This is a genomic window from Streptomyces antioxidans (genome assembly GCF_000968685.2).
GTDB lineage: Bacteria > Actinomycetota > Actinomycetes > Streptomycetales > Streptomycetaceae > Streptomyces > Streptomyces antioxidans.
The window spans coordinates 39,586-63,917 of the sequence record NZ_LAKD02000049.1; the positions used below are offsets into that span (position 1 = coordinate 39,586).

A 24,332-nucleotide genomic window follows, 5' to 3' on the forward strand; every position below is an offset into this window, starting at 1 on the left:
TGTTACTTGAGGTTTTCATGAGGTTCTTTGGCATTACGGAGATTTACGCGATGCCTACCCTGGGCGGCGGGGACCACACGGCCATGACACACTCGGTACATGCGCGTGTACCTCGGCTCCGACCATGCCGGTTTCGAACTCAAGAACCACCTCGTGGAGTGGCTCAAGGCGGCCGGGCACGAGCCCGTCGACTGCGGCCCGCACATCTACGACGCCCAGGACGACTACCCGCCGTTCTGCCTGCGCGCGGCGGAGCGGACCGCCGCCGACCCGGGGAGCCTCGGCATCGTCATCGGCGGATCCGGCAACGGTGAGCAGATCGCCGCCAACAAGGTCAAGGGGGTGCGTGCGGCGCTGGCCTGGAGCGAGGAGACCGCCGCCCTCGGCCGTGAGCACAACGACGCCAATGTGGTCAGCGTCGGCGCCCGGATGCACACCCAGGACGAAGCCACGAAGTTCGTCGAGATCTTCCTGAACACCCCGTACTCGGGCGAGGAGCGCCACACCCGCCGTATTGAGATGCTCAGCGGCTACGAGGCCACCGGCGAGCTGCCGCCCATCCCGGCCCACCACCCGCAAGGCGACTGATGCCCGAAGGGCACACCATCCACCGGCTGGCCGCCGACCACCTCGAGACCTTCGGCGGCCGGCCCGTCCGGGCCACCAGCCCACAGGGGAAGTTCGCCGACGGCGCCGGGCTGATCGACGGCCAGCCGCTGCGCCACGCCGAGGCACACGGCAAGCACCTCTTCCTGGACTTCGCCGCCACCGGCTGGGTCCATGTCCACCTGGGGCTCTTCGGTACGTACGCCTTCGGCCCGGCCCCCGCGCCGCCGCCCACCGACACCGTCCGGCTGCGGCTGGCGAACCCCGAGGGGTACGCGGACCTGCGCGGCCCGGCCGCCTGTGCGCTGATCACCGACGGGGAGAAGCAGGTGATCCACGACCGGCTGGGCCCCGATCCGCTGCGCCCGGCGGACGACGGCGAGCGCGCCTGGGCCCGCATCTCCCGCAGCCGGGTCAGCGTAGCCGCGCTGCTCATGGACCAGAAGGTGATCTCCGGGGTCGGAAACGTCTACCGCGCCGAGGTGCTCTTCCGGCACGGAATCGACCCCTACCGGCCCGGCCGTGCGCTGACCCGCGCCGAATGGGACGCCATATGGCCCGATCTGGTGGCGCTGATGCGCGAGGGGGTGCGAAACAACCGGATCGACACGGTCCGCCCCGAGCACACCCCCGAGGCGATGGGCCGCCCGCCGCGCGTGGACGACCACGGCGGTGAGGTCTATGTCTACCGGCGCGCCGGACAGCCCTGCCACATCTGTGGTGGCGAGATCCGCACCGCCGATCTCGCCGCCCGCAATCTCTTCTGGTGCCCTGACTGCCAGAGCGCCTGAGCTCTCAGAAGGCGTGCGGCAGCCATGGGGCGACCGGGGTCGCGAACGCGTTCGTGGCCTCCGTAAGGGCGCCCTCACGGGCCTCCTGGACACGTCCGGCACCCGCCAGCGCGGTCAGTGGGACACCGCCCAGGTACGCCGCTCCCAGCTCCCGCACGCCGAGCCGGAGATCGGGGGAGTCGTCCGTGCGCTCGCAGGAGGCGCCCTTGGCGTCGCCGCTCAGCCGCCAGCGCCCCTCGTTCCAGGGGCAGAGGGGGTCCGTGACCTCCAGGACGGTCTCCACGGGCGTCGTGTACGTCCGCGCCTCGAGCGCGGCCCCCACGTCCACCAGGCGGACGTACAGCGAGTCCCGCAGCCTCACGGCGCACCGCCGGATGTCCGAGACCAGGAGCTGCCAGGGGTCGTCGACCGGGCGGGGGCCGGTCCGGATGACCGAGGTCAGGTCGAGGTCGAACAGGAAGCGCCACAGCGCCGCGTAGGACGCCGGGTCCAGGGCCTCCAGGTCGCGCAGGACGACCTCGCCCTTCGGCCCGGCCAGATCCCAGTCGGGCTTGACCGCGAACCGCGCATAGCCGGTGACCCCGCCGCCCGACTCGGCCAGCACACAGCGCAGCGGGGACGCCCCCTTACGGTCGCCCGGCGGGTCCAGCAGCGGTACCCGCTCCCAGCCCGGGGTCCGCTCCAGCATGCCCGGCCGGGCGCGCACCCGGCGGGCGTAGACGGCCTCGCACGCCTCGACGGCGGACTCCAGGGGAACGGCGCGCAGCCGTACGCCGTCGGTGCCTTCGGGGACGGTCAGCCGCACCTTGGCGGTGTCGATCTCGGCGTAGGCGGTCTGCGTGGCCGCGCCGTAGCCGAACCGTCCGTAGATGTCCGGTTCAGACGCGGTCAGAACGGCCAGCGGCTCGTCGCCCGCCGCGCGGATGTCGTCCAACTGCCGCCGCATCATGGCCCGGAGCACCCCGCGCCGCCGGTGTGTGGCCCGCACGCTTACCATCGTGACCCCGGCCGCGGGGACGATCCCACCGCCCGGGACCGACAGCCGGAAGCTGTAGAGCGACGCGGTGCCCACGATGTCGGCGCCGTCCCAGGCGCCGATCGACCGCTCGCATTCGGTCAACTCCCGCCAGAGCGCGGATTTCTCGGGCGCTTCGGGAACTCCGCCGAACGCGAGTAGCAAGTTTCCGTACCAATCGTCCCAAACCGATGGGTCGAGCACGCGCAGCTCAGTCCTCATATTCCCATCCCTAGCAGCCGTTTCCCGTACACGCGAACGAATTTCGCTTACGATTGCCCCCCTGGCTGGGTGGTTCAACGCGCCACGAATCGACGCGCGTCCGAACGGGTGGGTAGGGTCCCGATGCAATGACTGGCGGCGTGGACACTCCGTGGGTCCGGATGCGCAGAGTTCTGCACCGGGCTCGCACAGGCGTGCGCAAAGCCGGGGTGGACTACTTCCGGGGTGAGGGCTCCGACCGGCTCGCCCTGACCGCGCTGCTCCTCGGCGTCCCCGCCATCGCCGGAGGCACCATCGCCCAGCCCGACTGGTGCTCCCCGTCCGCCCTCGTCCTGCCCATCGTCGCGGGCGGGTTGCTGCTGCGCCCCGCCAGCCTGCTCGCCCTGTACGCGGCGGCCGCCACGGCCCTGATCGTGGAGTCGGCCGTGCTCGGCCCGTACACCGAGGAGGACGCCTCCTCCCGGGTCACCCCCGGCACCATCCTGGTCGTCGCCGCCGTCGGCTTCTTCGGGCTGCTGATCGCCCAGTTCCGCAGCCGCGTCGGGGTGCCCTGGCGGCGCGGCGGCACCATGCTCTTCGACCTGCGCGAGCGCATCCGCGTACAGAGCAAGCTGCCCAACCTGCCGCGCGGCTGGCACCGCGAGATGGCGCTGCGCCCGGCCGGCGGACAGTCCTTCTCCGGTGACTTCGTGGTGGCCGCCCGCACCGGCGGCGGACGCACCCTCGAGGTCGTCCTCACCGATGTCTCCGGCAAGGGCATGGACGCCGCCTCGCGCGCCCTGCTGCTCTCCGGCGCCTTCGGCGGCCTCCTCGGATCCCTGCCGCCGCACGGCTTCCTCCCGGCCGCCAACGGCTATCTCCTGCGCCAGGACTGGGACGAGGGCTTCGCGACCTCCATCCATCTCGTCCTCGACCTCGACAGCGGCGACTTCGAGCTCTTCTCCGCCGGACATCTGCCCGCGCTCCAGCTGAGCGCGGGCACCGGCAAGTGGGAGGAGAAGTCCGCGGACGGCCCGCTGCTCGGCGTCTACGACGGCGCCCAATTCGATCCCACCAAGGGCACGTTGCGGCCGGGAGACGTCCTGATGCTCTTCACCGACGGCCTCGTGGAGACCGCCGACCGGGACATCAGCGAGGGCATCGACCGCCTCACCGGCGAGGCGGACCGCTATGTCGGCTCCGGCTTCCAGGGCGCCGCCTGGCACCTGATCGAGACGGTGGCGAAGGACGTCAACGACGACCGCGCCCTGCTGCTGATCTGCCGCCAGTAACCCCTGGCGGCACCGTAATCACCTGAACGAGTGAGAACAGGCTGACCGCGTTGCGCTGTGCCCGCCGCGCGGCCACGCAGACCCAAAAGAAAGGGCTGGCCCGTGGGATTCCACGGGCCAGCCCTTCGTGTCGTGGCGGGCGTTGGCGCGCTAGGCCGCCGTCGTCCTAGGCCGCCGTCGTCGTACGGCTGCGAGCCTGTTCGGCGGGGTCCTTACGGAAGGCCCAGGCCATCTTCGGCTCCATGGCGAAGCGGAAGGCGCGCTGGACGGGAGGTGTGCACAGCGCGGTGACCACGGTGGCGGCGATGATCGTGACCGCGATCTCTCCCAGCGGCTTGTGCAGCCACTCGTAGTCGTCGAACCAGCCCCAGAACCGGGAGCCCTTGGCCAGGAAGCCGTGCAGCAGATAGCCGTACAGGGTCCCGGCGCCCAGCACCGTGAACCACATGTGGCGCCGCGGCACCCAGGCGAAGAAGCAGCTGACGAGCACCACCGAGCAGCCGAAGAGGGCGAGCGTCATCACCGGGCCGGTCCACGGCGGTGCACCCAGCTCCTGGACGCTGTCGCGGTGGTAGAACCACGCCGAGCTCATCCGCGGCGCCGCCCAGTAGGCGAACACCAAGGCACACGCGAAGATCGGCACCGATGCGATCCGCACCGAGCGGCGGCGGATCATCTGGAAGTGCTCGGGCTTCATGCACAGGCCGAGGATGAAGAACGGCAGGAACTGCAGCAGCCGCTGCATGTCCAGGTCGTCGCCGATGTCGGGCGAGACCGCGGAGAGCGTGGCGATGGCCAGCGCGAGCGGGATCGGCCAGCGCACCAGCTTCCAGATCGGAGTGGTCAGCCGCCATACGAACAGCGAGATCAGGAACCAGGTGAGGTACCAGGGGTCCAGCAGGCTGAAGTCGTACGTCGGATCGTCGTCCGCCCACCGCTTGAACAGCGTGTACGCGACCTCGAAGATCACATAGGGCACCGCGATACCGGTGATCAGCCGCTTGAGCCGGTCCGGCCGCAGGTCGAAGCTGCGCGAGAAGTAGCCGGAGATCACGATGAAGGCCGGCATGTGGAAGGTGTACACGACCATGTACAGCGCTTCCGCGGTGCGGCTGCTGTCGGTGAGCGGCTCCCAGGAGTGGGCCATCGCGACCAGCACGATCGCGAGGTACTTCGCGTTGTCGAAGAACGCGTCCCGCTGTTTGGGCTTCTGCCCGGCGGGGGAGGCGGCGGGCGGGGTGGTCGCCTGCTGCCCTGGTTCGTCGGCCCGCGGCGAGGGAGGAGTGGGCGCCGACTCCTGGGGGAGCGGGGTCCGCTGATAACCGTGCGGGCGCAGGGAGTTGGTCACAGGCCCTCCCACCAGGAACTGGGGGAGAGTACCCGGGACCTCACTGCGCGTGGGGGAGTCATGGCAGCGTGGAACATCTGAGGCACGATAGCGCCGAAACCTGTATTGCGTAAAACCTCGTTCAGTTTGCTTTCCGTTCAAAGTCTTCGTACCGCGGCCGATAGTCGATCCCGGGAAGTCGACCGGGAGGTCGACAAAGCGATGCGATCATTCGATATCCGGGCGCAGGCTGTCCGTTCTGATGGCCTTCATCCCGCTTAATTGGGGCATATGCCCCGCAGGGGGCTCTGGCGGAATGTCCGGTTCATTGGTGTTTTGTCACCCTGCCGAGTGATCGCCGAGTGAATTCCGAATTCCTGCCCGAGGTCATCCGGGGTGATCGGAATTCATCGGTCTGGCGGCTCGCCGAGTTGTGGGGAGCATCACTCGTAACCCTTTGAATGAACGGTTGCCCGACGGGTATCGGAGGGGCGGGTGTCGTGTGCACATGTGACTGTTTATCGCTCCACCCCACTGCTGAGCAGGGGGAGTTGGTGGCACGATGGTGGCTGCGGGGGTGTGCGGGGTCGCGTGCTTCCGGGGCCTGTGAGACGTGTGCGACCGAGGGTGGGATGTTGTGGCGATTTCCCTGTCATTGGTGCTGCTGGTGGGCATCATCCTGGTGTTCATGATCCGCAATGGCCGGGTCAAATGGGGTCCGGCCCTGGTCGCGATCCTCTTCGGGTTCCTGCTCGCCTCGTCCGATGTCGCACCGGACATCCAGAACTTCCTCGACTCGGCCGCCGAGGCCATCGCCGACATCAACCCCTGATCACCGGCCCCCTGCAGCACCCCCGATCGCCGGCCCCGGCATCGACGCCCCGAACATCCACCCCCCGCGTCCCCGGGGAGCGGATGCCCGGACGAGCGGGGGGTGTGCAAACGCGGGTGTACGCGAAAGCGAACGGCCCGGTCCCGGGAACTCCCCGGGCCGGGCCGAAAGCGATGGAGCGGGCGACGGGAATCGAACCCGCGTAGCCAGTTTGGAAGACTGGGGCTCTACCATTGAGCTACGCCCGCACACGCCGCGTACACGGATGCACCGGTCTCCCGGCCACCTCCGCTCGGGCATGATCGCCCCGAACGCGGCACGGCATGCATCGTAGCGGTTCCCGACCGTTCCCCGCACACCCATGCCCACCAGTCGAATAACCGGCAGCCGGGGGGTCCGCGGGCATGTACCCTACGTGTCGCACCGACGGGGTGTGGCGCAGCTTGGTAGCGCGTCCGCTTTGGGAGCGGAAGGTCGTCGGTTCGAATCCGGCCACCCCGACCATCCACAGGCTCAAGATCGCGTTGTGGGGCCCGTCATGCTTGCGGTTACTATGCAAGCTGCGTGTCTGTGTCTTTTAACCGGACGCGAATCCGCTGCGACGCGACAGCGCACCGCAGCTGAACACCACACGTCAGCCCCCAAGGAGACCGAACCGTGAAGAGCGCCGTGGAGAACCTGAACCCGACCCGGGTTCGGCTCACTGTCGAGGTGCCCTTCGAGGAGCTCAAGCCCAGCCTCGACGCGGCGTACAAGAAGATCAACCAGCAGGTCACGGTGCCTGGGTTCCGCAAGGGCAAGATCCCGGCCCGCATCATCGACCAGCGGTTCGGTCGTGGCGCCGTGCTGGAGGAGGCCGTCAACGAGGCGCTCCCGAAGTTCTACACCGACGCGGTCAACGAGGGTGAGCTGAACCCGCTCGGCCAGCCCGAGGTCGACATCACCGAGCTCAAGGACAACGAGCTGCTGACCTTCATCGCCGAGGTGGACATCCGCCCGGCGATCGAGATCCCGGACTACTCCGGCATCGAGGTCACGGTCGACTCCGTCGAGGTCTCGGACGAGGACATCGACACGTCCGTCGAGCAGCTGCGGGAGCGCTTCGCCACCACCAGCCCGGTGGAGCGCGCCGCCGCCGAGGGCGACATCGTCGTGATCGACCTCGAGGCGAAGGTCGACGGCGAGGTCCTGGAGGACGGTGTCGCCAGCGGTGTCACCTACACCATCGGCTCCGGCGAGCTGCTGGACGGCATCGACGAGGCCGTGACCGGCCTGGAGGCGGGCGGCGAGGCCACCTTCACCTCCGAGCTCAAGGGCGGCTCCGCCCAGGGCAAGGAGGCCGAGGTCTCGGTCAAGGTCTCCGAGGTCAAGGCCCGTGAGCTGCCCGAGCTCGACGATGACTTCGCCCAGCTGGCCAGCGAGTTCGACACCCTCGAGGAGCTGCGCGGCGACAGCCGTAAGCGCCTGGAGCAGTCGAAGAAGTTCGAGCAGGCCACCCAGGCCCAGGAGAAGGTGCTGGACGCCCTGCTTGAGCTGGTCGAGGTGCCGATCCCGGAGAAGCTCCTCCAGGACGAGATCAACACCCGTAAGCACAACCTCGAGCACCACCAGCTCGGCCAGATGGGCCTCAACCTCGACTCGTACCTGCAGATGCAGGACAAGACCGCCGAGGAGTTCGACGCCGAGCTCAAGGAGCAGGCCGAGAAGGGCATCCGGACCCAGTTCGTCCTGGACGAGCTGGTCAACAAGGAGCAGCTGTCCGTCGGCCAGGAGGAGCTCACCGAGCACCTCATGCGCCGTGCGCAGTCCTCCGGCATGAGCCCGGACCAGTTCGCCCAGGCCGTCGTCGAGGGCGGCCAGGTGCCGATGCTGGTCGGCGAGGTCGCCCGCGGCAAGGCGCTGGCCGTGGTGGTCGAGGCCGCCAAGGTCGTCGACGACAAGGGCGAGACCGTGGACCTGGACGAGGAGGACGAGACCGGCGAGACGGTCGAGGCCACCTCCTCCGAGACCGCCGAGGAGCCCGCGGAGTCCGAGGCGGAGGCCGCCGAGGCGCCCGCGGAGTCCGAGGAGAAGCGGGACAAGGCCGAGAGCTGATCCCGGTCCGCTCCACAGCCCGTATACGAACGGGCCCGAACGTCTGCACGCGTCCGGGCCCGTTCGTGTTCCGCGATGCCGGCCCGGCGCCGGGACATGCGCTCAGAGCGAACAGTTCCTGATGCGGGATGGCGCCCGCCGACCAGCGCGTTAGGGTCCGTAGATACGAGGGCAGGGGAGTCACGCGAGCCCGCCGGCCACATGGGCGGCCAGGCCCCCACACCCCAGAAGAAGACGCTGAGACGGCCAGTAAGCCGTCAGAGACGAGCAGGTGGATACGTGACGAATACGATGCCTTCCGCCGCCGGCGAGCCGACCGTCGGTGGCCTCGGCGACCAGGTCTACAACCGGCTGCTCGGCGAGCGGATCATCTTCCTCGGCCAGCCGGTCGACGACGACATCGCCAACAAGATCACGGCTCAGCTGCTCCTGCTCGCCGCCGATCCGGACAAGGACATTTACCTCTACATCAACTCCCCGGGTGGCTCGATCTCGGCGGGCATGGCGATCTACGACACCATGCAGTACATCCAGAACGACGTGGTCACCATCGCCATGGGCCTCGCCGCCTCGATGGGCCAGTTCCTGCTGAGCGCGGGCACCCCGGGCAAGCGCTTCGCGCTGCCCAACGCCGAGATCCTGATCCACCAGCCCTCCGCGGGGCTGGCGGGTTCCGCCTCGGACATCAAGATCCACGCCGAGCGGCTGCTGCACACCAAGAAGCGCATGGCCGAGCTGACCGCCTTCCACACCGGTCAGACGGTTGAGCAGATCGTCCGTGACTCCGACCGAGACCGCTGGTTCTCCGCCGACGAGGCCAAGGAGTACGGCCTGGTCGACGACGTCATGACGTCCGCCTCCAGCGTTCCGGGCGGGGGCGGCACCGGGGCCTGAGGCCCGCCGTCCCGTAGCCGACCTCCAGCCCCAAGATCGCCACAGGATGGTGAAGACCCAGATGAGCAACTTCCCCGGCAGCGGCCTGTACACCGGCCCGACGGCCGAATCCCGCTATGTCGTTCCGCGTTTCGTCGAGCGCACCTCCCAGGGCATCCGCGAGTACGACCCGTACGCCAAGCTCTTCGAAGAGCGCGTGATCTTCCTGGGCGTCCAGATCGACGACGCCTCGGCCAACGACGTCATGGCGCAGCTGCTGTGCCTGGAGTCGATGGACCCGGACCGCGACATTTCGGTCTACATCAACTCCCCCGGCGGCTCGTTCACCGCGCTGACCGCCATCTACGACACGATGCAGTTCGTCAAGCCCGACATCCAGACGGTGTGCATGGGCCAGGCGGCGTCCGCCGCGGCCGTGCTGCTCGCCGCCGGGACGCCCGGCAAGCGGATGGCCCTGCCCAATGCCCGGATCCTGATCCACCAGCCGTACAGTGAGACCGGACGCGGTCAGGTCTCCGACCTGGAGATCGCGGCCAACGAGATCCTGCGGATGCGCTCGCAGCTCGAGGAGATGCTGGCCAAGCACTCCACGACGCCCATCGAGAAGATCCGCGACGATATCGAGCGGGACAAGATCCTCACGGCTGAGGAGTCCCTGGAGTACGGTCTCGTGGACCAGATCGTCTCCACCCGTAAGACCTCGGTCGGCCTCGGCTGAATCTTCGGTGGAAACACCCCCCTTGCACCGAGTAGGTCCAAGGGGGGCCCGAACCGGGGGCTCGGCAAGGTACCGTCGTAGGGGGCTGAGGGCCCCGGCCCACGGGAAAGAAGCAGAAAGCGCAGCGCAAGCACCCGGTTCCGCGGAGCAAAGCGGATCCAAGGCGAAGGGGAAGCACCTCGTGGCACGCATCGGTGACGGCGGCGACCTGCTCAAGTGCTCGTTCTGCGGGAAGAGCCAGAAGCAGGTGAAGAAGCTCATCGCGGGCCCGGGTGTGTACATCTGCGATGAATGCATCGATCTCTGCAACGAGATCATCGAGGAGGAGCTCGCCGAGACCTCCGAAGTGCGCTGGGAGGAACTTCCCAAGCCGCGCGAGATCTATGAGTTCCTCGAGGGCTATGTGGTTGGCCAGGAGGCCGCCAAGAAGGCCCTCTCGGTCGCCGTCTACAACCACTACAAGCGGGTCCAGGCGGGCGAGAACGGCGGCCACAACCGCGACGACGGCATCGAGTTGGCCAAGTCCAACATCCTGCTGCTCGGTCCCACCGGCTCGGGGAAGACCCTGCTCGCGCAGACCCTCGCCCGGATGCTCAACGTCCCCTTCGCCATCGCCGACGCCACCGCGCTCACCGAGGCGGGCTATGTCGGCGAGGACGTGGAGAACATCCTCCTGAAGCTGATCCAGGCCGCCGACTACGACGTCAAGAAGGCCGAGACGGGCATCATCTACATCGACGAGATCGACAAGGTGGCCCGCAAGAGCGAGAACCCCTCGATCACCCGCGATGTGTCCGGCGAGGGCGTTCAGCAGGCGCTGCTGAAGATCCTGGAAGGGACCACGGCGTCGGTGCCGCCGCAGGGCGGCCGGAAACATCCGCACCAGGAGTTCATCCAGATCGACACCACGAATGTGCTGTTCATCGTGGGCGGTGCCTTCGCCGGTCTGGAGAAGATCATCGAGGCGCGGGCGGGCGCCAAGGGCATCGGATTCGGCGCCACGATCCGCTCCAAGCGCGAGATCGAGGCCAGCGACCAGTTCCAGGAGGTCATGCCCGAGGACCTGGTGAAGTTCGGAATGATCCCGGAGTTCATCGGCCGTCTCCCGGTCATCACCTCCGTCCACAACCTCGACCGCGAGGCGCTGCTGCAGATCCTCGTCGAGCCGCGGAACGCCCTGGTGAAGCAGTACCAGCGGCTGTTCGAACTCGACGGGGTGGAGCTGGACTTCGACCGCCCCGCCCTGGAGGCCATCGCCGACCAGGCGATCCTGCGCGGCACCGGGGCCCGGGGCCTGCGCGCGATCATCGAGGAGGTGCTGATGTCGGCGATGTACGAGGTGCCCTCCCGCAAGGACGTGGCCCGCGTCGTCATCACCGAGGACGTCGTGCACTCCAATGTGAATCCCACGCTGGTGCCCCGCACCCGCGGCACCGAGCCGGGCGAGCGGCACGAGAAGAGCGCCTAGCCCGCGCCTGGCCCCGCTGGTCCCCGCGCCCAGCGGCCCCCGCACGCACAGCCGCGCCGCTGAGGGCGTACGAAGAGGGCCCCGGTCTCCCGGGGCCCTCTTCGTGTCGTACGCGCCCTGCGGCGCCTTCGCGGGCGTTTCAGGCGGGCTTGCGGCTGTCCTGGTAGATGTCCGCGGTGACCTTGGCGAAGGACTCCATGTCGGCGTCGGACGCCGAGGTGTTCTCCGCGTTGACGTCGAGCACCATCGCCGCGTCCGTCTCCTCCGCCCAGACGCAGGCCGGGGCGTAGATCCGGTCGTAGAGCTTGACCACCTCGCACTCCACCGACGGGCCGTCAGCGCCCTTCGGCTGGAACCGCTTGCGCTTCTGTTCCACCGTGGGGGAGCCGTCGCCGCCCGCGAAGCCCTTGAACATCTCGTCGCGGACCGTGTCCGGGTCGCTGATGTCGCCGTACATGCCGGAGAAGGCGAGCCCCGAATTGTCGTCGTCCGACCGCTTGTACTGGGCCAGGACCGAGGTCGCGCCCTTCGGCATGCTGCCCTGCACGCTGGTGCCCTCGTTGTCGAGGTCGTCCGTGCCCTTGTCCAGCGTGTAGGTGCCGTCGTCGAGCGTCTTGGGGGTGACCAGCTTCATCGCCTTGGGACCGTCGTCGCCGCCGGACAGCACCAGGGCGCCGGTGACGATCGCGCCCACCACCACGAGCCCGGCCACCGTTATCGCGATGATCTTGGTGCGGTTGCCGCCCCCGCCGGCCGCGGGCGGCGCGGGGTAGGGCGGCTGGCCGTAGGGGCCCGCCTGCTGCGGGTAGCCGTAGCCCTGCTGGGGCTGTGGCTGCGGATAGCCGTATCCCGGCGGCTGCGCGTACGGGTTGGGCTCCGCGGGCTGTTGCTGACCCCCGCCGTACGGATTGGGCGTGGCGCTCCCGTACGGGCCGGGTCCGCCGCCGTAGGGCCCCGGCGGCGGTGGCTGGTTGTGGCTCATGGCTGTGGGGGTCCCCCTCCGGATCGGCTGTGGGCTGTGAACTGCGCGGACCGCTGGGCTACTTGATCTCCACGCGCGCGTCGTTGCGGACCTTCGCGGTGATCTCACCGGCCTGGTCGAGCGACATGTCCTTGCCGGACAGCGCCGCCGACGCGTCGGAGATGACCACATAGGCCACCGTGCTGTTGTCGCCCCACATGCAGATCGGGATCGAGAAGCCCTTGCTGGGTATGCCGCTGGAGCCGGTGTCCCCGGTCGGGGTGAACTTGGTGTTCTGGCACTTCATCACGGCGTTCTCGAAGCCGCTGGGCGTCACCGTCTCCGGGCTTCCCACGAGCTCGGCCTTCATCCCGCTACTGGTGGACGAGTCCTTCTCGGCCTCTTGCGCGATCTTCGAGAAGGCGCCGTCGACGACCGCCTCGGGGTCCTTCACCTCGCCCCAGACGCCGTTGAGCTGCAGCTGCTTGGCGCTCATGCCCTCGCCGGACTTGTATTCCGCGCTCTCGGTCTTGGGGTTGGTGACGCCGAACTTCTTGAAGTCGTCCGCGTCCGAGGAGGTGAGCCCGCCCCCGCCGGAGGAGCTCTTCGTGTAGTCGGTGGCCACCGTCTCGGGGGTGGTGAGCTTGTACCGCTTGCCGTCGTCGGCGACCTTACCGCCGCCACCGTTGTCGTCGTCCCCGCCCTTGAACATCAGGACGCCGCCGACGACCGCGGCCACCACGACCACCGCGCCGATCCCGATCGCCAGGCCCTTCTTCTTGCCGCCGCCCTGGCCCGGACCCGGCTGGTACGGGCCCGGCATGCCCGGCTGGCCGTACGGCTGCTGCTGGCCGTACGGGTTCGGCTGCTGGCCGTAGGGGCCCGGCTGGCCCTGCGGCGGCTGTCCGGGGTAGCCGTAGCCCGGCTGGGGCGGCTGCTGCGGCTGCCCGTAGGGACCTTGCTGGGGCGGCTGCTGCGGCTGCCCGTAGGGGCCCGGCTGGGGCGGCTGCTGAGGGTAGCCGTAGCCGGGCTGGCCGGCCGCTCCACCCTGTCCGTAGGGACCCGGCTGCTGGGGCTGCTGGCCGTAGGGGCCCGGCTGGTTGTAGCTCATCTGTATCCCTCGTTAGAAAACGTGCTCTTGTGTTGCTCCGCGCGGGCCGCGGGCTAGCCGTCGATCTCGACGCGCGCGTCCTTGCGCACCTTGGCCGTGATGTCGGCGGCGTCCTCAAGGGACATACCACCGCCGAGCACCGCGGCCGCCGGATCCGCCATGACCGTGACGCCCAGGGTGTCCTTGTCGCCCCAGACGCACGCGGGGGCCTCCATGGATCCCTGATCCGAGGTGAACTTCATGGACTGGCACTTCAGGACGTCCCCGTCGAAGCCGTCCGGCGAGAACTCCTGGGGGCTGCCCTTGGCCTGTGCGGTGCCGTTGTCCTGCAGCGTCTTGACGATGACCGCCAGGGCGAGGTCCGCGCCCCGCTTCGGGTCGGTCACCTCGCCCCAGACGCCGGTGAACTTCAGCATCTCCTTACCGGAGGTCTGGTAGTCGGCCGCCACCAGATGCGGGTCCTTGACGACCGGCACCTGCTGGAGGTCCTTCCGGCCCGCCGCGGACAGATCGCTGTCGTCCGTGCCCGAGCCCTGGCGCTGGTAGTCCGAGGCCACGCTCTCGGGCGTGGTCAGCTTGTACGGGCCGCCGCTGCCACCGCCGAACAGCGCGAACGCCCCCGCCCCCAGCGCCGCCACGACCACCACCGCGCCGACCGCGAGACCCACCTTCCTGCCCTTGCCGGCGCCACCGGCCGCCGGCCCCGGGGCCGGCGGCTGGGGCCCGCCGTAGTACCCCGGGCCCGGCTGCGGTGGCTGGCCGTAAGGGTTCGCGGGCTGGGGCTGGCCATAGGGGTTCGCGGGCTGAGGATGGCCATAGCCGCCGCCGGACCCGCCGTACGGGCCCGGCTGGCCGTAGCCGCCCTGCGGCGGCTGGCCGTAGCCCGGCGTCTGCGCGTACGGATTGGGCACGGGAGGCTGACCGGCGCCGTACGGCCCTGGCTGGCCCCCATAGGGGCCGGGCTGCGGCGGCGGCTGCTGATGGCTCATGTGCCTCTCCTTATGCGCATGACAGGTACCAAACATCCTTCCCGACGCCCTCGGGTGCCTTGGCGCCGGGGCCACAACGGGTTCGTAACGGAAGGCCGCGGCCCTTTAGACTGCGGGCGTGACCGATAACTCTTCGCAGCGCCCCATGAGCGGGCCGAACAGCCACCCCGAACTGCCGACCCAGTACGCGCCGGCCGACGTAGAGGGACCGCTGTACGAGCGCTGGGTAGAGCGCGGTTACTTCGAGGCGGACGCGAAGAGCGACAAAGAGCCCTACACCATCGTCATCCCGCCCCCCAATGTGACCGGCTCGCTCCACCTCGGCCATGCCTTCGAGCACACGATCATCGATGCGCTCACCCGGCGCAAGCGAATGCAGGGCTTTGAGACGCTGTGGCAGCCGGGGATGGACCACGCGGGTATCGCCACCCAGAACGTGGTCGAGCGCGAGCTGGCCAGGGAGGGCGTCTCCCGCCACGACCTGGGCCGCGAGGCGTTCGTCGAGCGCGTCTGGCAGTGGAAGGGCGAGTCCGGCGGGCAGATCTCCGGCCAGATGCGGCGCCTGGGCGACGGCGTGGCCTGGAACCGCGAGCGCTTCACCATGGACGAGGGGCTGTCCAAGGCCGTCCAGACGATCTTCAAGCGGCTCTACGAGGACGAGCTGATCTACCGCGCCGAGCGCATCATCAACTGGTGCCCGCGCTGCCTTACGGCCATCTCGGACATCGAGGTGGAGTACGACGACGATGACGGCGAGCTCGTCTCGATCCGGTACGGCGAGGGCGACGCCTCCATCGTCGTGGCCACCACCCGGGCCGAGACGATGCTGGGCGACACCGCGGTCGCCGTCCACCCCGACGACGAGCGCTACCGCCATATGGTCGGCACCGAGATCGAGCTGCCGCTCACCGGCCGCCGGATCCCGGTCGTCGCCGACGAGCACGTGGACCCCGAGTTCGGCACCGGCGCGGTCAAGGTCACCCCGGCCCACGACCCGAACGACTTCGAGATCGGGCAGCGGCACGGCCTGCCGAACCTGACCGTCATGGACGAGCACGCGGTCATCACCGCCCACGGCCCCTTCCAGGGCCTGGACCGGCTCGAGGCGCGCAGCGCCGTCGTCGGCGCCCTGCGCGCCGAGGGCCGGATCGTGGCCGAGAAGCGCCCGTACACCCACTCCGTGGGCCACTGCTCGCGCTGTAAGACGACCATCGAGCCGCGGCTGTCCATGCAGTGGTGGGTCAAGGTGGGCCCGCTGGCCAAGACCGCGGGCGACGCGGTCCGCGACGGCCGGGTGACGATCCACCCGGAGGACATGGCGAAGCGCTACTTCGACTGGGTCGACAACCTCCACGACTGGTGCATCTCGCGCCAGCTGTGGTGGGGTCACCGGATCCCGGTCTGGTACGGGCCGAACGGCGAGGTCGTCTGCGTCGGACCGGACGAGCGGCCGCCGGGCGGCGAGGGCTGGACGCAGGACAGCGACGTCCTGGACACCTGGTTCTCCTCCGCCCTGTGGCCGTTCTCCACGCTCGGCTGGCCCGAGCGGACCGAGAGCATGGCGAAGTTCTATCCGAACTCGGTCCTGGTCACCGGCTACGACATCCTCTTCTTCTGGGTCGCCCGGATGATGATGTTCGGCCTGTACGCGATGGACGGCACCCCGCCGTTCCGCACCATCGCGCTGCACGGCATGGTCCGTGACCAGTTCGGCAAGAAGATGTCCAAGTCCTTTGGGAACGCGGTCAATCCGCTGGACTGGATGGACACCTATGGCTCGGACGCGGTCCGCTTCACCCTGGCCCGGGGCGCCAACCCCGGCGTGGACGTCCCGATCGGCGAGGACTGGGTCCAGGCGTCCCGCAACTTCGCCAACAAGATCTGGAACGCGACCCGCTTCGCGCTGATGAACGGCGCCACGGTCGAGGGCGAACTGCCCGCCCCCGAGCGGCTGTCCGCCACCGACCGCTGGATCCTCTCCCGGCTGAACGCGGTGGTCGCCGAGGTCGACGCGTACTACGAGGACTACCAGTTCGCCAAGCTCTCCGACGTCCTCTACCACTTCGCCTGGGACGAGGTCTTCGACTGGTACGTCGAGCTGTCCAAGACCACCTTCGCCAAGGGCGGCGCGGAGGCCGACGCCGCGCGGCGGGTCCTCGGCGAGGTCCTGGACGTCACGCTGCGGCTGCTGCACCCGGTGGTCCCGTTCGTCACCGAGCAGCTGTGGACCTCGCTGACCGGCCGGGAGTCCATCGTCATCGCGGACTGGCCGGGCGACAGCGGCTTCCGGGACCAGGCGGCCGAGCGGGAGATCGAGAACCTCCAGCAGGTGGTCACCGAGGTCCGCCGGTTCCGCGCCGACCAGGGCCTCCAGCCCGGTCAGCGGGTTCCCGCCCGCCTGGAGCTGTCCGGCACCTCGCTGGCCGCCCACGAGGACGCGATGCGGTCCCTGCTGCGCCTCCAGCCGCCCGGTGAGGACTTCACGGCCACTGCGTCGCTGCCGGTGGCGGGCGCGACCGTGGCACTGGACCTGTCCGGTGCGATCGATGTCGAGGCCGAGCGCAAGCGGCTGGCCAAGGACCTCGCCGCGGCCGAGAAGGACAAGGCGCAGACGGCCGCGAAGCTGTCCAACGAGGGCTTCCTGGCCAAGGCCCCCGACCATGTCGTGGAGAAGATCCGCACCCGGCAGGCGACCGCCGAGGCCGATATCGCCCGGATCACCGCTCAGTTGGCGGCCCTCCCCAAGGGCTGACCACCGAGGAGCGCCGATCGCGCCACCGCGCCCCCACCGGAATCCGGTGGGGGCGCGGTGGCGCGTGGGGTGTGTGATGTCCCACAGACCCCTCTGACAGCCGCACAGGCACCGCACAGGCACCGCACGGCAATGCCCCACCGGGAACCAAACACTGCCTTCAGGGAGTTATCCGGCCGTACGTCCCGGAAGGAGCTCCCCCTCCATGAACAAGCCGCTGAGAAGGGCATCGGTGTTCTCGCTGCTGCTCGTGCTGACCCTGCTCGCCTGGGTCACCTATGTGCAGTTGGCCAGAGGCGACAGTCTCCGGGAAGACCCGCGCAACGCGCGGGTGGCCATCTCCGAGTACGCGGGGCCGCTGGGCGACATCATCGCCGGGGGCAAGCCGGTCACCGGCTCGGCCGCCACCAAGGGCGACCTGAAGTACAAGCGCACCTATGCCGACGGGAAGCTCTGGGCGCCGGTCACCGGCTACGCCTCCCAGTCCTACGGCAGCACTCAGCTGGAGGCCCTGCAGCGGCAGGTGCTCGACGGCTCCGACAGCCGGCTGAAGAACCCGCTCGAGGCGGTGACGCGGGAGCGGTCCAAGTCCGGCGACGTGATCACCACGATCAACCCGGCCGTGCAGAAGGCCGCCTACGAGGGGCTGGGGAACAAGACCGGTGCGGCCGTCGCGATGGACCCCACCACGGGCGCCGTCCTGGGCCTGGCCAGCACCCCCTCGTACGACCCCGGCAGCTTCGCGGGCTCCTCCTCGGCGGACCAGAAGGCGTGGACCGCGCTGCAGAAGGACGACAAGCAGCCGATGCTGAACCGGGCGCTGCGCCAGACCTACCCGCCGGGCTCGACCTTCAAGGTCCTGGTCGCCGCCGCGGCGCTGGAGAACGGGCTGTACTCGTCGGTGGGCGAGCCGACCAAGAGCCCGGATCCGTACCGGCTGCCGGGCACGGTCACCGATATGCACAACGAGAACAGGTCGGCGCCCTGTGAGAACGCGACGATACGCACCGCCCTGCAGTACTCGTGCAACACGGTCTTCGCGAAGATGGCCGTGGACCTCGGCCAGTCCAAGGTGGCCGCCGAGGCCAAGAAGCTGGGCTTCGACAATGCCAAGCTGGACATCCCGGTGCGCGCCGCGAAGAGCACCTACCCGAGCGGCATGAACGACTCGCAGACGGCCCTGACCGGTATGGGGCAGTTCGATGTGACGGCCACTCCGCTGCAGATGGCGATGGTCTCCTCGGCCATCGCGAACGACGGCAGGCTGATGACCCCGTACGAGGTCGACCGCACCACGGACGGCAGCGCGTCCACCCTGGACCAGACCTCGGCCAAGACCTACAGCCAGGCGATGTCCCGGCACACCGCGTCCGAGCTGCAGTCCGCGATGCGGACGGTCGTGGACCAGGGCACCGGGACCAACGCGAAGATCCCCGGGGTGACGGTGGGCGGCAAGACCGGCACCGCCCAGCACGGTGAGAACAACAGCGCCAATCCGTACGCGTGGTTCATCAGTTACGCGGACGCCGGCGGCGGCCACAAGGTCGCGGTCGCGGTGGTGGTCGAGGACAGCGACGCGGCTCGCGCCGACATCTCCGGCGGCGGCCTGGCGGGCCCGATCGCCAAGTCGATGATGAAGGCGGCATTGGCCGATACTGGGTCGTGACCTGCGGGGGGATGGCGCTGGACGGCGTTGTCGCCCCTCCCTCGTAGACTGGTCGGCGTGAGCGAGGAGCGTCCCCAGAACGAGTCCGACGAGTTCGAAGAGATCGTCGAAGCCGAGACCGACCGCGACCCCGATCTGGCGGTGATCGAGGCCGGCAGCCGGACGCTGCGCGCGCAGTCGGGGCCGCCGCAGGGGGACGGCATCCCGGCCCGCCCGGCCGACCCCGAGGTGGACCGCGCCCTGCGGGAGGTGGAGGGCGAGCTGGCCGGGCGCTGGCCGGAGACCAAGCTGGATCCGTCGCTGGTGCGGATCGAGTCGCTGATGGACATCCTGGGCTCGCCGCAGCGGGCCTATCCGTCCATCCACATCACCGGTACCAACGGCAAGACCAGCGCCGCCCGCATGATCGAGTCGCTGTTGGGCGCCTTCGAGCTGCGCACCGGCCGCTACACCAGCCCCCATGTCCAGTCGATCACCGAGCGGATCAGCCTGGACGGGGCGCCGGTCTCCGCCGAGCGGTTCATCGAGACGTACCAGGACATCAGGCCGTACATCGAGATGGTCGACGCCCAGCAGGAGCACCGGCTGTCCTTCTTCGAGGTGCTCACCGGCATGGCGTACGCGGCCTTCGCGGACGCGCCGGTGGACATCGCGGTGGTCGAGGTCGGCATGGGCGGCTCCTGGGACGCCACCAATGTGATCGACGCGGACGTCGCGGTGATCATGCCGATCTCGCTGGACCACACCGACCGGCTCGGCACCACTCCGGAGCAGATCGCCGTCGAGAAGGCCGGCATAGTGAAGCAGGACGCCACCGTGGTGCTCGCGCAGCAGCCGGTGGAGGCCGCCTCCGTGGTGCTCAAGCGCGCGGTCGAGGTGGACGCCACGGTCGCCCGTGAGGGCATGGAGTTCGGGGTGCTGTCCCGTGAGGTGGCGGTCGGCGGTCAGCTGCTGACCCTGCGCGGCCTCGGCGGGGAGTACCCCGACGTCTTCCTCCCGCTGCACGGCGCCCACCAGGCGCACAACGCGGCGATGGCGCTGGCGGCCGTGGAGGCGTTCTTCGGCGTCGGCTCCCAGCACGCCCGCCCGCTCGACATCGACACCATCCGCTCCGCCTTTGCCTCCGTGACCTCGCCCGGCCGGATGGAGGTCGTGCGCCGCAGCCCCACCGTGGTGCTGGACGCCGCGCACAACCCCGCGGGCGCCCGTGCCGCCGCCGCGGCGGTCACCGAGTCCTTCGACTTCAGCCGGCTGATCGGCGTGGTCGGGGCCACTGAAGGCAAGGACGTGCGCGGTCTGCTTGAGGCCTTCGAGCCGATCTTCGCCGAGGTCGTGGTGACCGGCAATTCCACCCACCGCGCCATGGACCCCGACGACCTGGCCGCGATCGCCGTCGAGGTGTTCGGCCCGGACCGGGTCCAGGTCGAGCCGCGGCTGGACGACGCCCTGGAGGCCGCCATCACCCTGGCGGAGGAAGAGGGCGAATACGCCGGAGCGGGCGTTCTGGTGACCGGGTCGGTGATCACGGTCGGCGAGGCCCGGCTGCTCATGGGAAGGGGCTGATATGCGAACGCTGTGCGCTTCCACCCTGATCGGCGAGTTCTTCGTGATCGGCTTCGCCGGGCTGGTCGCGATGAAGACATCCGGGCTGTCCACGGGCACCGTCTGGACGGTCAGCGGGATCGCCATGGGGCTGTGTGTGCTGCTGTGCGGGCTGCTGAGCCGTCCGGGAGCGGTGCAGATCGGCTGGGCCCTGCAGACCGGGCTGGTGCTGAGCGGATTCGTGGTGCCCACCATGTTCTTCCTCGGGGCCGTCTTCGCCGCCCTGTGGTGGGCCTCGGTGCACTTCGGCCGCAAGGTCGACGAGGCCAAGGCGCGGTTCGCGGCCTCCTCGGCGGCCTCGCCTGACGCTGCGTGACGTGGCCCTCGTTCCCCCATGTAGCCTCTGCCTCACAGCCGCATCGCATGTCTTTTCCCATGTCCTTTCCCGAAGGAGCCCGCACCGTGAGCCAGCGCACGCTCGTCCTGCTCAAGCCCGACGCCGTCCGACGCGGACTGGTGGGCGAGATTCTGGGGCGGATCGAGAACAAGGCGGGCTGGACGATCAGCGCCCTCGAGCTGCGCCAGCTGGGCCGTGAGGTCCTGGAGCAGCACTACGCCGAGCATGTCGGCAAGCCGTTCTACGAGGCGCTGGTGGAGTTCATGGCCTCCGGCCCGGTCGTGACGCTGGTGGTCGAGGGCGAGCGGGTGATCGAGGGCGTCCGGGCGCTGGCCGGGCCGACCGATCCGATCGCCGCGGCACCCGGCTCCATCCGTGGTGATTTCGGCACCATCGTTCGGGAAAATCTGGTCCATGCCTCCGACTCGGCGGAGTCCGCCGAACGGGAAATCAAGATTTTCTTTCCCGGGATCGCCTGATCCCGGCCGATCGCGGCTGATCCGCCATCAGTTTGATCATCAGCTTGCCACACCCCTGCTGACCTGGGGGCGGCCGAATTGACCGGCCGCCCTTCGGCATATGCGAGCCGATCGGGGGAACGCATCTCCGCGACACGACGTCACCATTAGAGGAGGCGGGGTCGTGTTCTGCTGACAATGGCGGAGGACCCCCGCAGCGTGTTCGAGCGGGCGTGACTACGATGAAGCTTCCGCGCCTCGCAGCGCACACCCATCCTGCCGACCTCTAGCAAGCACTCGCTCCAGCAGGGAAGGCCTGACGTATCCTCATGGGGAACAACATGTCGTTCATCGGCCGTGACATGGCTGTCGACCTCGGGACCGCCAACACGCTGGTGTACGTCAGGGGCCGCGGCATCGTCCTCAACGAGCCATCCGTCGTCGCCATCAACACCAACACCGGCGGAATTCTCGCCGTGGGCGCCGAGGCGAAGAAGATGATCGGCCGCACTCCTGGCAACATCGTCGCTGTGCGCCCGCTCAAGGACGGCGTTATCGCCGACTTCGAGATCACCGAGCGGATGTTGCGGTACTTCATCCTCAAGATCCATAAGCGGCGCTATCTCGCCCGGCCCAGAGTGGTCGTGTGTGTGCCGTCCGGAATCACCGGGGTCGAGCGCCGTGCCGTCATCGAGGCGTCCACCCAGGCGGGCGCCCGCCAGGTGCACATCATCGAAGAGCCCATGGCCGCGGCCATCGGGTCCGGCCTTCCGGTCCACGAGGCCACCGGCAACATGGTCGTGGACATCGGCGGTGGCACCACCGAGGTCGCCGTCATCTCGCTGGGCGGCATCGTCACCGCGCAGTCCATCCGGGTGGCGGGCGATGAGCTGGACAACGCGATCATCCAGCACATCAAGAAGGAGTACAGCCTGCTGCTCGGCGAGCGCACCGCCGAGAACATCAAGATCACCATCGGTTCGGCGTACGAGGGCGACGAGGAGGAGCACACCGAGATCCGCGGCCGTGACCTCGTCAGCGGCCTCCCCAAGACCGTGGTGATCTCCGCCGCCGAGGTCCGCAAGGCCATGGAGGAGCCGGTCAACTCGATCGTCGACGCGGTCAAGACCACCCTCGACAAGTGCCCCCCGGAGCTCTCGGGCGACGTGATGGACCGCGGCATCGTGCTCACCGGCGGCGGTGCGCTGTTGCGCGGCCTGGACGAGCGGCTGCGCCGCGAGACCGGGATGCCGATCCACATCGCCGAGGACCCGCTGGACTCGGTCGCACTCGGATCCGGCAAGTGCGTCGAGGAGTTCGAGGCGCTCCAGCAGGTGCTGGACGCCCAGCCCCGCAGATGAGCGGATGACAATCCGGCGGACCGGCCGTACGGGTGGTTGGCTGCTCGTGCGGCGGAACGCTGATATACAGGCATAAGGCTCCCCAGGACCGACCGGGTCACCACATCCCCGGCTCCGGTCCGACTTCGACGAGGAAGGCACGTCGCCGCACGTGAGGGACACACGAGAGAGCCGGCTGCTGCTGGTGCTGCTGGTCGCCATCGCGTTCGCGCTGATCACGGTGGATATCCGCGGCGGCGAGGACTCACCCCTCGATGGCGCCCGGCACGCCGCCGCGTCCGTCTTCGGGCCCGTGGAGGACGGCGTCGCCTCCGCCGTGGACCCGGTCGGCAACGCGGTCGCCGCCGTACGGGAATCCGGTGACCGGCACGACCGGGTCCGCCGGCTGGAGGAGGAGAACACCAAGCTCAAGCAGCGGCTCGGCAACAACGCCCGGGACCGTGCCCGCTCCGCCGAGCTCGACAAGCTGCTCAAGACCGCCGGGGCCGGTCAATACGGCATCAAGGGCGCCCAGGTCATCGGCATCGGCGCCGCCCAGGGCTTCTCCTGGACCGTCACCATCGACATGGGCAGCAGCGACGGCATCCGCCGCGACATGACCGTCATCAACGGCGACGGGCTGGTCGGCCGGGTCACCACCGTCGGCTCCTCGACGGCCACCGTGCTGCTCGCCATCGACCCGGACTTCACCGTCGGCACCCGTATGGAGGGATCGGGCGAGCTCGGTTTCGCCACCGGGCGCGGTGACCGCTCGCTCCATGTGCAGCTCCTCAACGGAAAGGCCCGGATCAAGAAGGGCGACCGGATGGTCACCTTCGGCTCCCAGGCGGACAAGCCGTTCGTCCCCGGGGTCCCGGTCGGCAAGGTCGTCCGCGTCGATCCCACCGGCGGCGATCTGACCCGCACGCTGCAGGTGCGTCCGTACGTGCGGTTCAGCAAGCTGGACATCGTCGGGGTCGTCGTCCAGCCGCCGCGCGCCAATCCGCGGGACGCGGTGCTCCCGCCCAAGCCCGCGAAGCCCAAGCCGACGCCCACGGTCACCGTCACGGCCAACCCCTCCGCCTCCGCCACCAGCCCGGCCGCCAACAGGAGCTGACCGATGCTGCACCTCAACCGGATCGTCCTGTCGACCTGCCTGGTGGTCTTCGCCCTCGTCGTCCAGATCTGCGTACTGGCCCGCCTCCAACTGCCCGGCGCCGTCCCCGACCTGCTGCTGCTCGTCGTGCTCGGCCTCGCGCTCGTCTACGGCCACACCGGCGGCGCGCTCATCGGCTTCGCCGCGGGGCTGCTCGCCGACTTCGCCCCGCCCGCCGACCACGCCGCCGGCCGCTACGCCCTCGTGCTGTGCGTCATCGGCTATCTGGCCGGGCTCGCCAAACCGGAGAGCGGCCAGCTCAGGTCGGCCTCCGGGCCGATGCTGGTGGTCGTGGCGGCGGCCATCGGCGCCACGCTGCTGTACGCCGGGGTCGGCATCCTCGTCGGCGACGACGCGGCCCGCCAGGTGGGCCTGGCCAAGCTGCTGTTCACCGCGGCCCTCTACGACCTGCTGCTGGCCCCCTTCACGGTGCCGCTGATCATGGGGCTCGCCAGACGGAGTGAGAACGATCCGATGGCCGACAGCGCGGGCGGCGGCGAGAGCCCGTCCCGCTGGATCAGCACGGCGGGCGGCGTCAGCACCAGCCGGATCGGCCGGATGACCCGGCTCAGGCGGCCGGGCCGGACGCCGCGGATCGGCAGTCAGCGCGGCGGGCTGCTGCCCCGCTCGGGGAAGAGCAGGACGGCACGCATCAAGGGGGTCAAGCGCCTGTGAGTAACGCCCTCCCGCCGTCCGCCGCCCGGCCGTCTCCCGCCGCCCTC

Annotated in this window: 21 protein-coding genes and 2 tRNA genes; 17 read left to right on the forward strand and 6 right to left on the reverse strand. The window is 69.4% G+C overall.

The window, feature by feature from the left end; translation table 11 throughout:
* The first annotated feature begins 99 nt into the window (after positions 1 to 99).
* Complete coding sequence (locus VT50_RS19580; protein ID WP_046088928.1) at positions 100 to 588, forward strand: ribose-5-phosphate isomerase; 489 nt, start codon at positions 100 to 102, stop codon at positions 586 to 588.
* Positions 588 to 1,397: an Fpg/Nei family DNA glycosylase gene (locus VT50_RS19585; RefSeq protein ID WP_046088929.1), complete on the forward strand. Its 810-nt coding sequence runs from the start codon at positions 588 to 590 to the stop codon at positions 1,395 to 1,397. Before VT50_RS19580 ends, VT50_RS19585 begins: the two co-directional genes overlap by 1 nt.
* Before the next feature lie 4 nt (positions 1,398 to 1,401).
* On the opposite strand, the gene VT50_RS19590 is transcribed toward VT50_RS19585, so the two are convergent.
* On the reverse strand, positions 1,402 to 2,634 hold the full coding sequence (locus tag VT50_RS19590; protein ID WP_046088930.1) for a GNAT family N-acetyltransferase: 1,233 nt from the start codon (positions 2,632 to 2,634) through the stop codon (positions 1,402 to 1,404).
* Between the two features lie 128 nt (positions 2,635 to 2,762).
* On the opposite strand from VT50_RS19590, the gene VT50_RS19595 reads away from it, so the two are divergent.
* Positions 2,763 to 3,905: a PP2C family protein-serine/threonine phosphatase gene (locus VT50_RS19595; protein ID WP_046088931.1), complete on the forward strand. Its 1,143-nt coding sequence runs from the start codon at positions 2,763 to 2,765 to the stop codon at positions 3,903 to 3,905.
* A 166-nt stretch (positions 3,906 to 4,071) separates the two neighbouring features.
* On the opposite strand, the gene VT50_RS19600 is transcribed toward VT50_RS19595, so the two are convergent.
* Positions 4,072 to 5,253, reverse strand: a complete 1,182-nt coding sequence (locus tag VT50_RS19600; protein ID WP_046088932.1) for an acyltransferase family protein — start codon at positions 5,251 to 5,253, stop codon at positions 4,072 to 4,074.
* Positions 5,254 to 5,869: 616 nt separating this feature from the next.
* On the opposite strand from VT50_RS19600, the gene VT50_RS19605 reads away from it, so the two are divergent.
* Entirely contained in the window at positions 5,870 to 6,064 is a 195-nt protein-coding gene (locus tag VT50_RS19605) for a hypothetical protein (protein ID WP_046088933.1), read from the forward strand.
* Between the two features lie 174 nt (positions 6,065 to 6,238).
* Here the strand turns inward: VT50_RS19605 and VT50_RS19610 are convergent.
* Positions 6,239 to 6,312, reverse strand: a tRNA-Gly gene (locus tag VT50_RS19610).
* A 179-nt stretch (positions 6,313 to 6,491) separates the two neighbouring features.
* Here VT50_RS19610 and VT50_RS19615 point away from each other — a divergent pair.
* From VT50_RS19615 to clpX, 5 genes are all read left to right on the forward strand, one after another.
* A tRNA-Pro gene (locus tag VT50_RS19615) sits at positions 6,492 to 6,568 on the forward strand.
* Between the two features lie 153 nt (positions 6,569 to 6,721).
* Positions 6,722 to 8,158 (forward strand): trigger factor, encoded by a 1,437-nt coding sequence (gene tig / locus VT50_RS19620; RefSeq protein WP_046088934.1) that lies wholly within the window; start codon positions 6,722 to 6,724, stop codon positions 8,156 to 8,158.
* A 291-nt stretch (positions 8,159 to 8,449) separates the two neighbouring features.
* On the forward strand, positions 8,450 to 9,052 hold the full coding sequence (locus VT50_RS19625; protein WP_206269442.1) for an ATP-dependent Clp protease proteolytic subunit: 603 nt from the start codon (positions 8,450 to 8,452) through the stop codon (positions 9,050 to 9,052).
* A gap of 61 nt (positions 9,053 to 9,113) precedes the next feature.
* The gene (locus VT50_RS19630; protein WP_046088936.1) at positions 9,114 to 9,770 is read left to right on the forward strand and encodes an ATP-dependent Clp protease proteolytic subunit; all 657 of its coding nucleotides are present in this window, start codon (positions 9,114 to 9,116) and stop codon (positions 9,768 to 9,770) included.
* 181 nt (positions 9,771 to 9,951) lie between these two features.
* Positions 9,952 to 11,238 (forward strand): ATP-dependent Clp protease ATP-binding subunit ClpX, encoded by a 1,287-nt coding sequence (gene clpX / locus VT50_RS19635; RefSeq protein ID WP_037945935.1) that lies wholly within the window; start codon positions 9,952 to 9,954, stop codon positions 11,236 to 11,238.
* A 139-nt stretch (positions 11,239 to 11,377) separates the two neighbouring features.
* Here clpX and VT50_RS19640 read toward each other — a convergent pair whose 3' ends face one another.
* Genes VT50_RS19640 through VT50_RS19650 form a run of 3 tightly spaced genes read right to left on the reverse strand, consistent with a single transcriptional unit; the run spans position 11,378 to position 14,299 of the window.
* The gene (locus VT50_RS19640) at positions 11,378 to 12,220 is read right to left on the reverse strand and encodes a hypothetical protein (RefSeq protein ID WP_046088937.1); all 843 of its coding nucleotides are present in this window, start codon (positions 12,218 to 12,220) and stop codon (positions 11,378 to 11,380) included.
* A 58-nt stretch (positions 12,221 to 12,278) separates the two neighbouring features.
* Positions 12,279 to 13,310 (reverse strand): hypothetical protein, encoded by a 1,032-nt coding sequence (locus tag VT50_RS19645; RefSeq protein ID WP_046088938.1) that lies wholly within the window; start codon positions 13,308 to 13,310, stop codon positions 12,279 to 12,281.
* 53 nt (positions 13,311 to 13,363) lie between these two features.
* Positions 13,364 to 14,299, reverse strand: coding sequence for a hypothetical protein (locus tag VT50_RS19650; RefSeq protein WP_046088939.1), 936 nt, complete (start codon positions 14,297 to 14,299; stop codon positions 13,364 to 13,366).
* 118 nt (positions 14,300 to 14,417) lie between these two features.
* Between VT50_RS19650 and VT50_RS19655 the strand changes: the two genes are divergently transcribed.
* From VT50_RS19655 to mreD, 8 genes are all read left to right on the forward strand, one after another.
* Positions 14,418 to 17,051, forward strand: coding sequence for a valine--tRNA ligase (locus VT50_RS19655; protein ID WP_046088940.1), 2,634 nt, complete (start codon positions 14,418 to 14,420; stop codon positions 17,049 to 17,051).
* 205 nt (positions 17,052 to 17,256) lie between these two features.
* The gene (locus VT50_RS19660; RefSeq protein ID WP_046090448.1) at positions 17,257 to 18,717 is read left to right on the forward strand and encodes a peptidoglycan D,D-transpeptidase FtsI family protein; all 1,461 of its coding nucleotides are present in this window, start codon (positions 17,257 to 17,259) and stop codon (positions 18,715 to 18,717) included.
* A 57-nt stretch (positions 18,718 to 18,774) separates the two neighbouring features.
* Complete coding sequence (folC, locus tag VT50_RS19665; RefSeq protein ID WP_046090449.1) at positions 18,775 to 20,280, forward strand: bifunctional tetrahydrofolate synthase/dihydrofolate synthase; 1,506 nt, start codon at positions 18,775 to 18,777, stop codon at positions 20,278 to 20,280.
* Position 20,281: 1 nt separating this feature from the next.
* Positions 20,282 to 20,635 (forward strand): DUF4233 domain-containing protein, encoded by a 354-nt coding sequence (locus VT50_RS19670; protein ID WP_046090450.1) that lies wholly within the window; start codon positions 20,282 to 20,284, stop codon positions 20,633 to 20,635.
* An 86-nt stretch (positions 20,636 to 20,721) separates the two neighbouring features.
* Positions 20,722 to 21,135 (forward strand): nucleoside-diphosphate kinase, encoded by a 414-nt coding sequence (ndk, locus tag VT50_RS19675; RefSeq protein ID WP_046090451.1) that lies wholly within the window; start codon positions 20,722 to 20,724, stop codon positions 21,133 to 21,135.
* 320 nt (positions 21,136 to 21,455) lie between these two features.
* Positions 21,456 to 22,475: a rod shape-determining protein gene (locus VT50_RS19680; RefSeq protein WP_037946248.1), complete on the forward strand. Its 1,020-nt coding sequence runs from the start codon at positions 21,456 to 21,458 to the stop codon at positions 22,473 to 22,475.
* A gap of 151 nt (positions 22,476 to 22,626) precedes the next feature.
* On the forward strand, positions 22,627 to 23,571 hold the full coding sequence (gene mreC / locus VT50_RS19685) for a rod shape-determining protein MreC (RefSeq protein WP_046090452.1): 945 nt from the start codon (positions 22,627 to 22,629) through the stop codon (positions 23,569 to 23,571).
* A gap of 6 nt (positions 23,572 to 23,577) precedes the next feature.
* Complete coding sequence (gene mreD / locus VT50_RS19690; RefSeq protein WP_046090459.1) at positions 23,578 to 24,285, forward strand: rod shape-determining protein MreD; 708 nt, start codon at positions 23,578 to 23,580, stop codon at positions 24,283 to 24,285.
* Positions 24,286 to 24,332 lie beyond the last annotated feature (47 nt).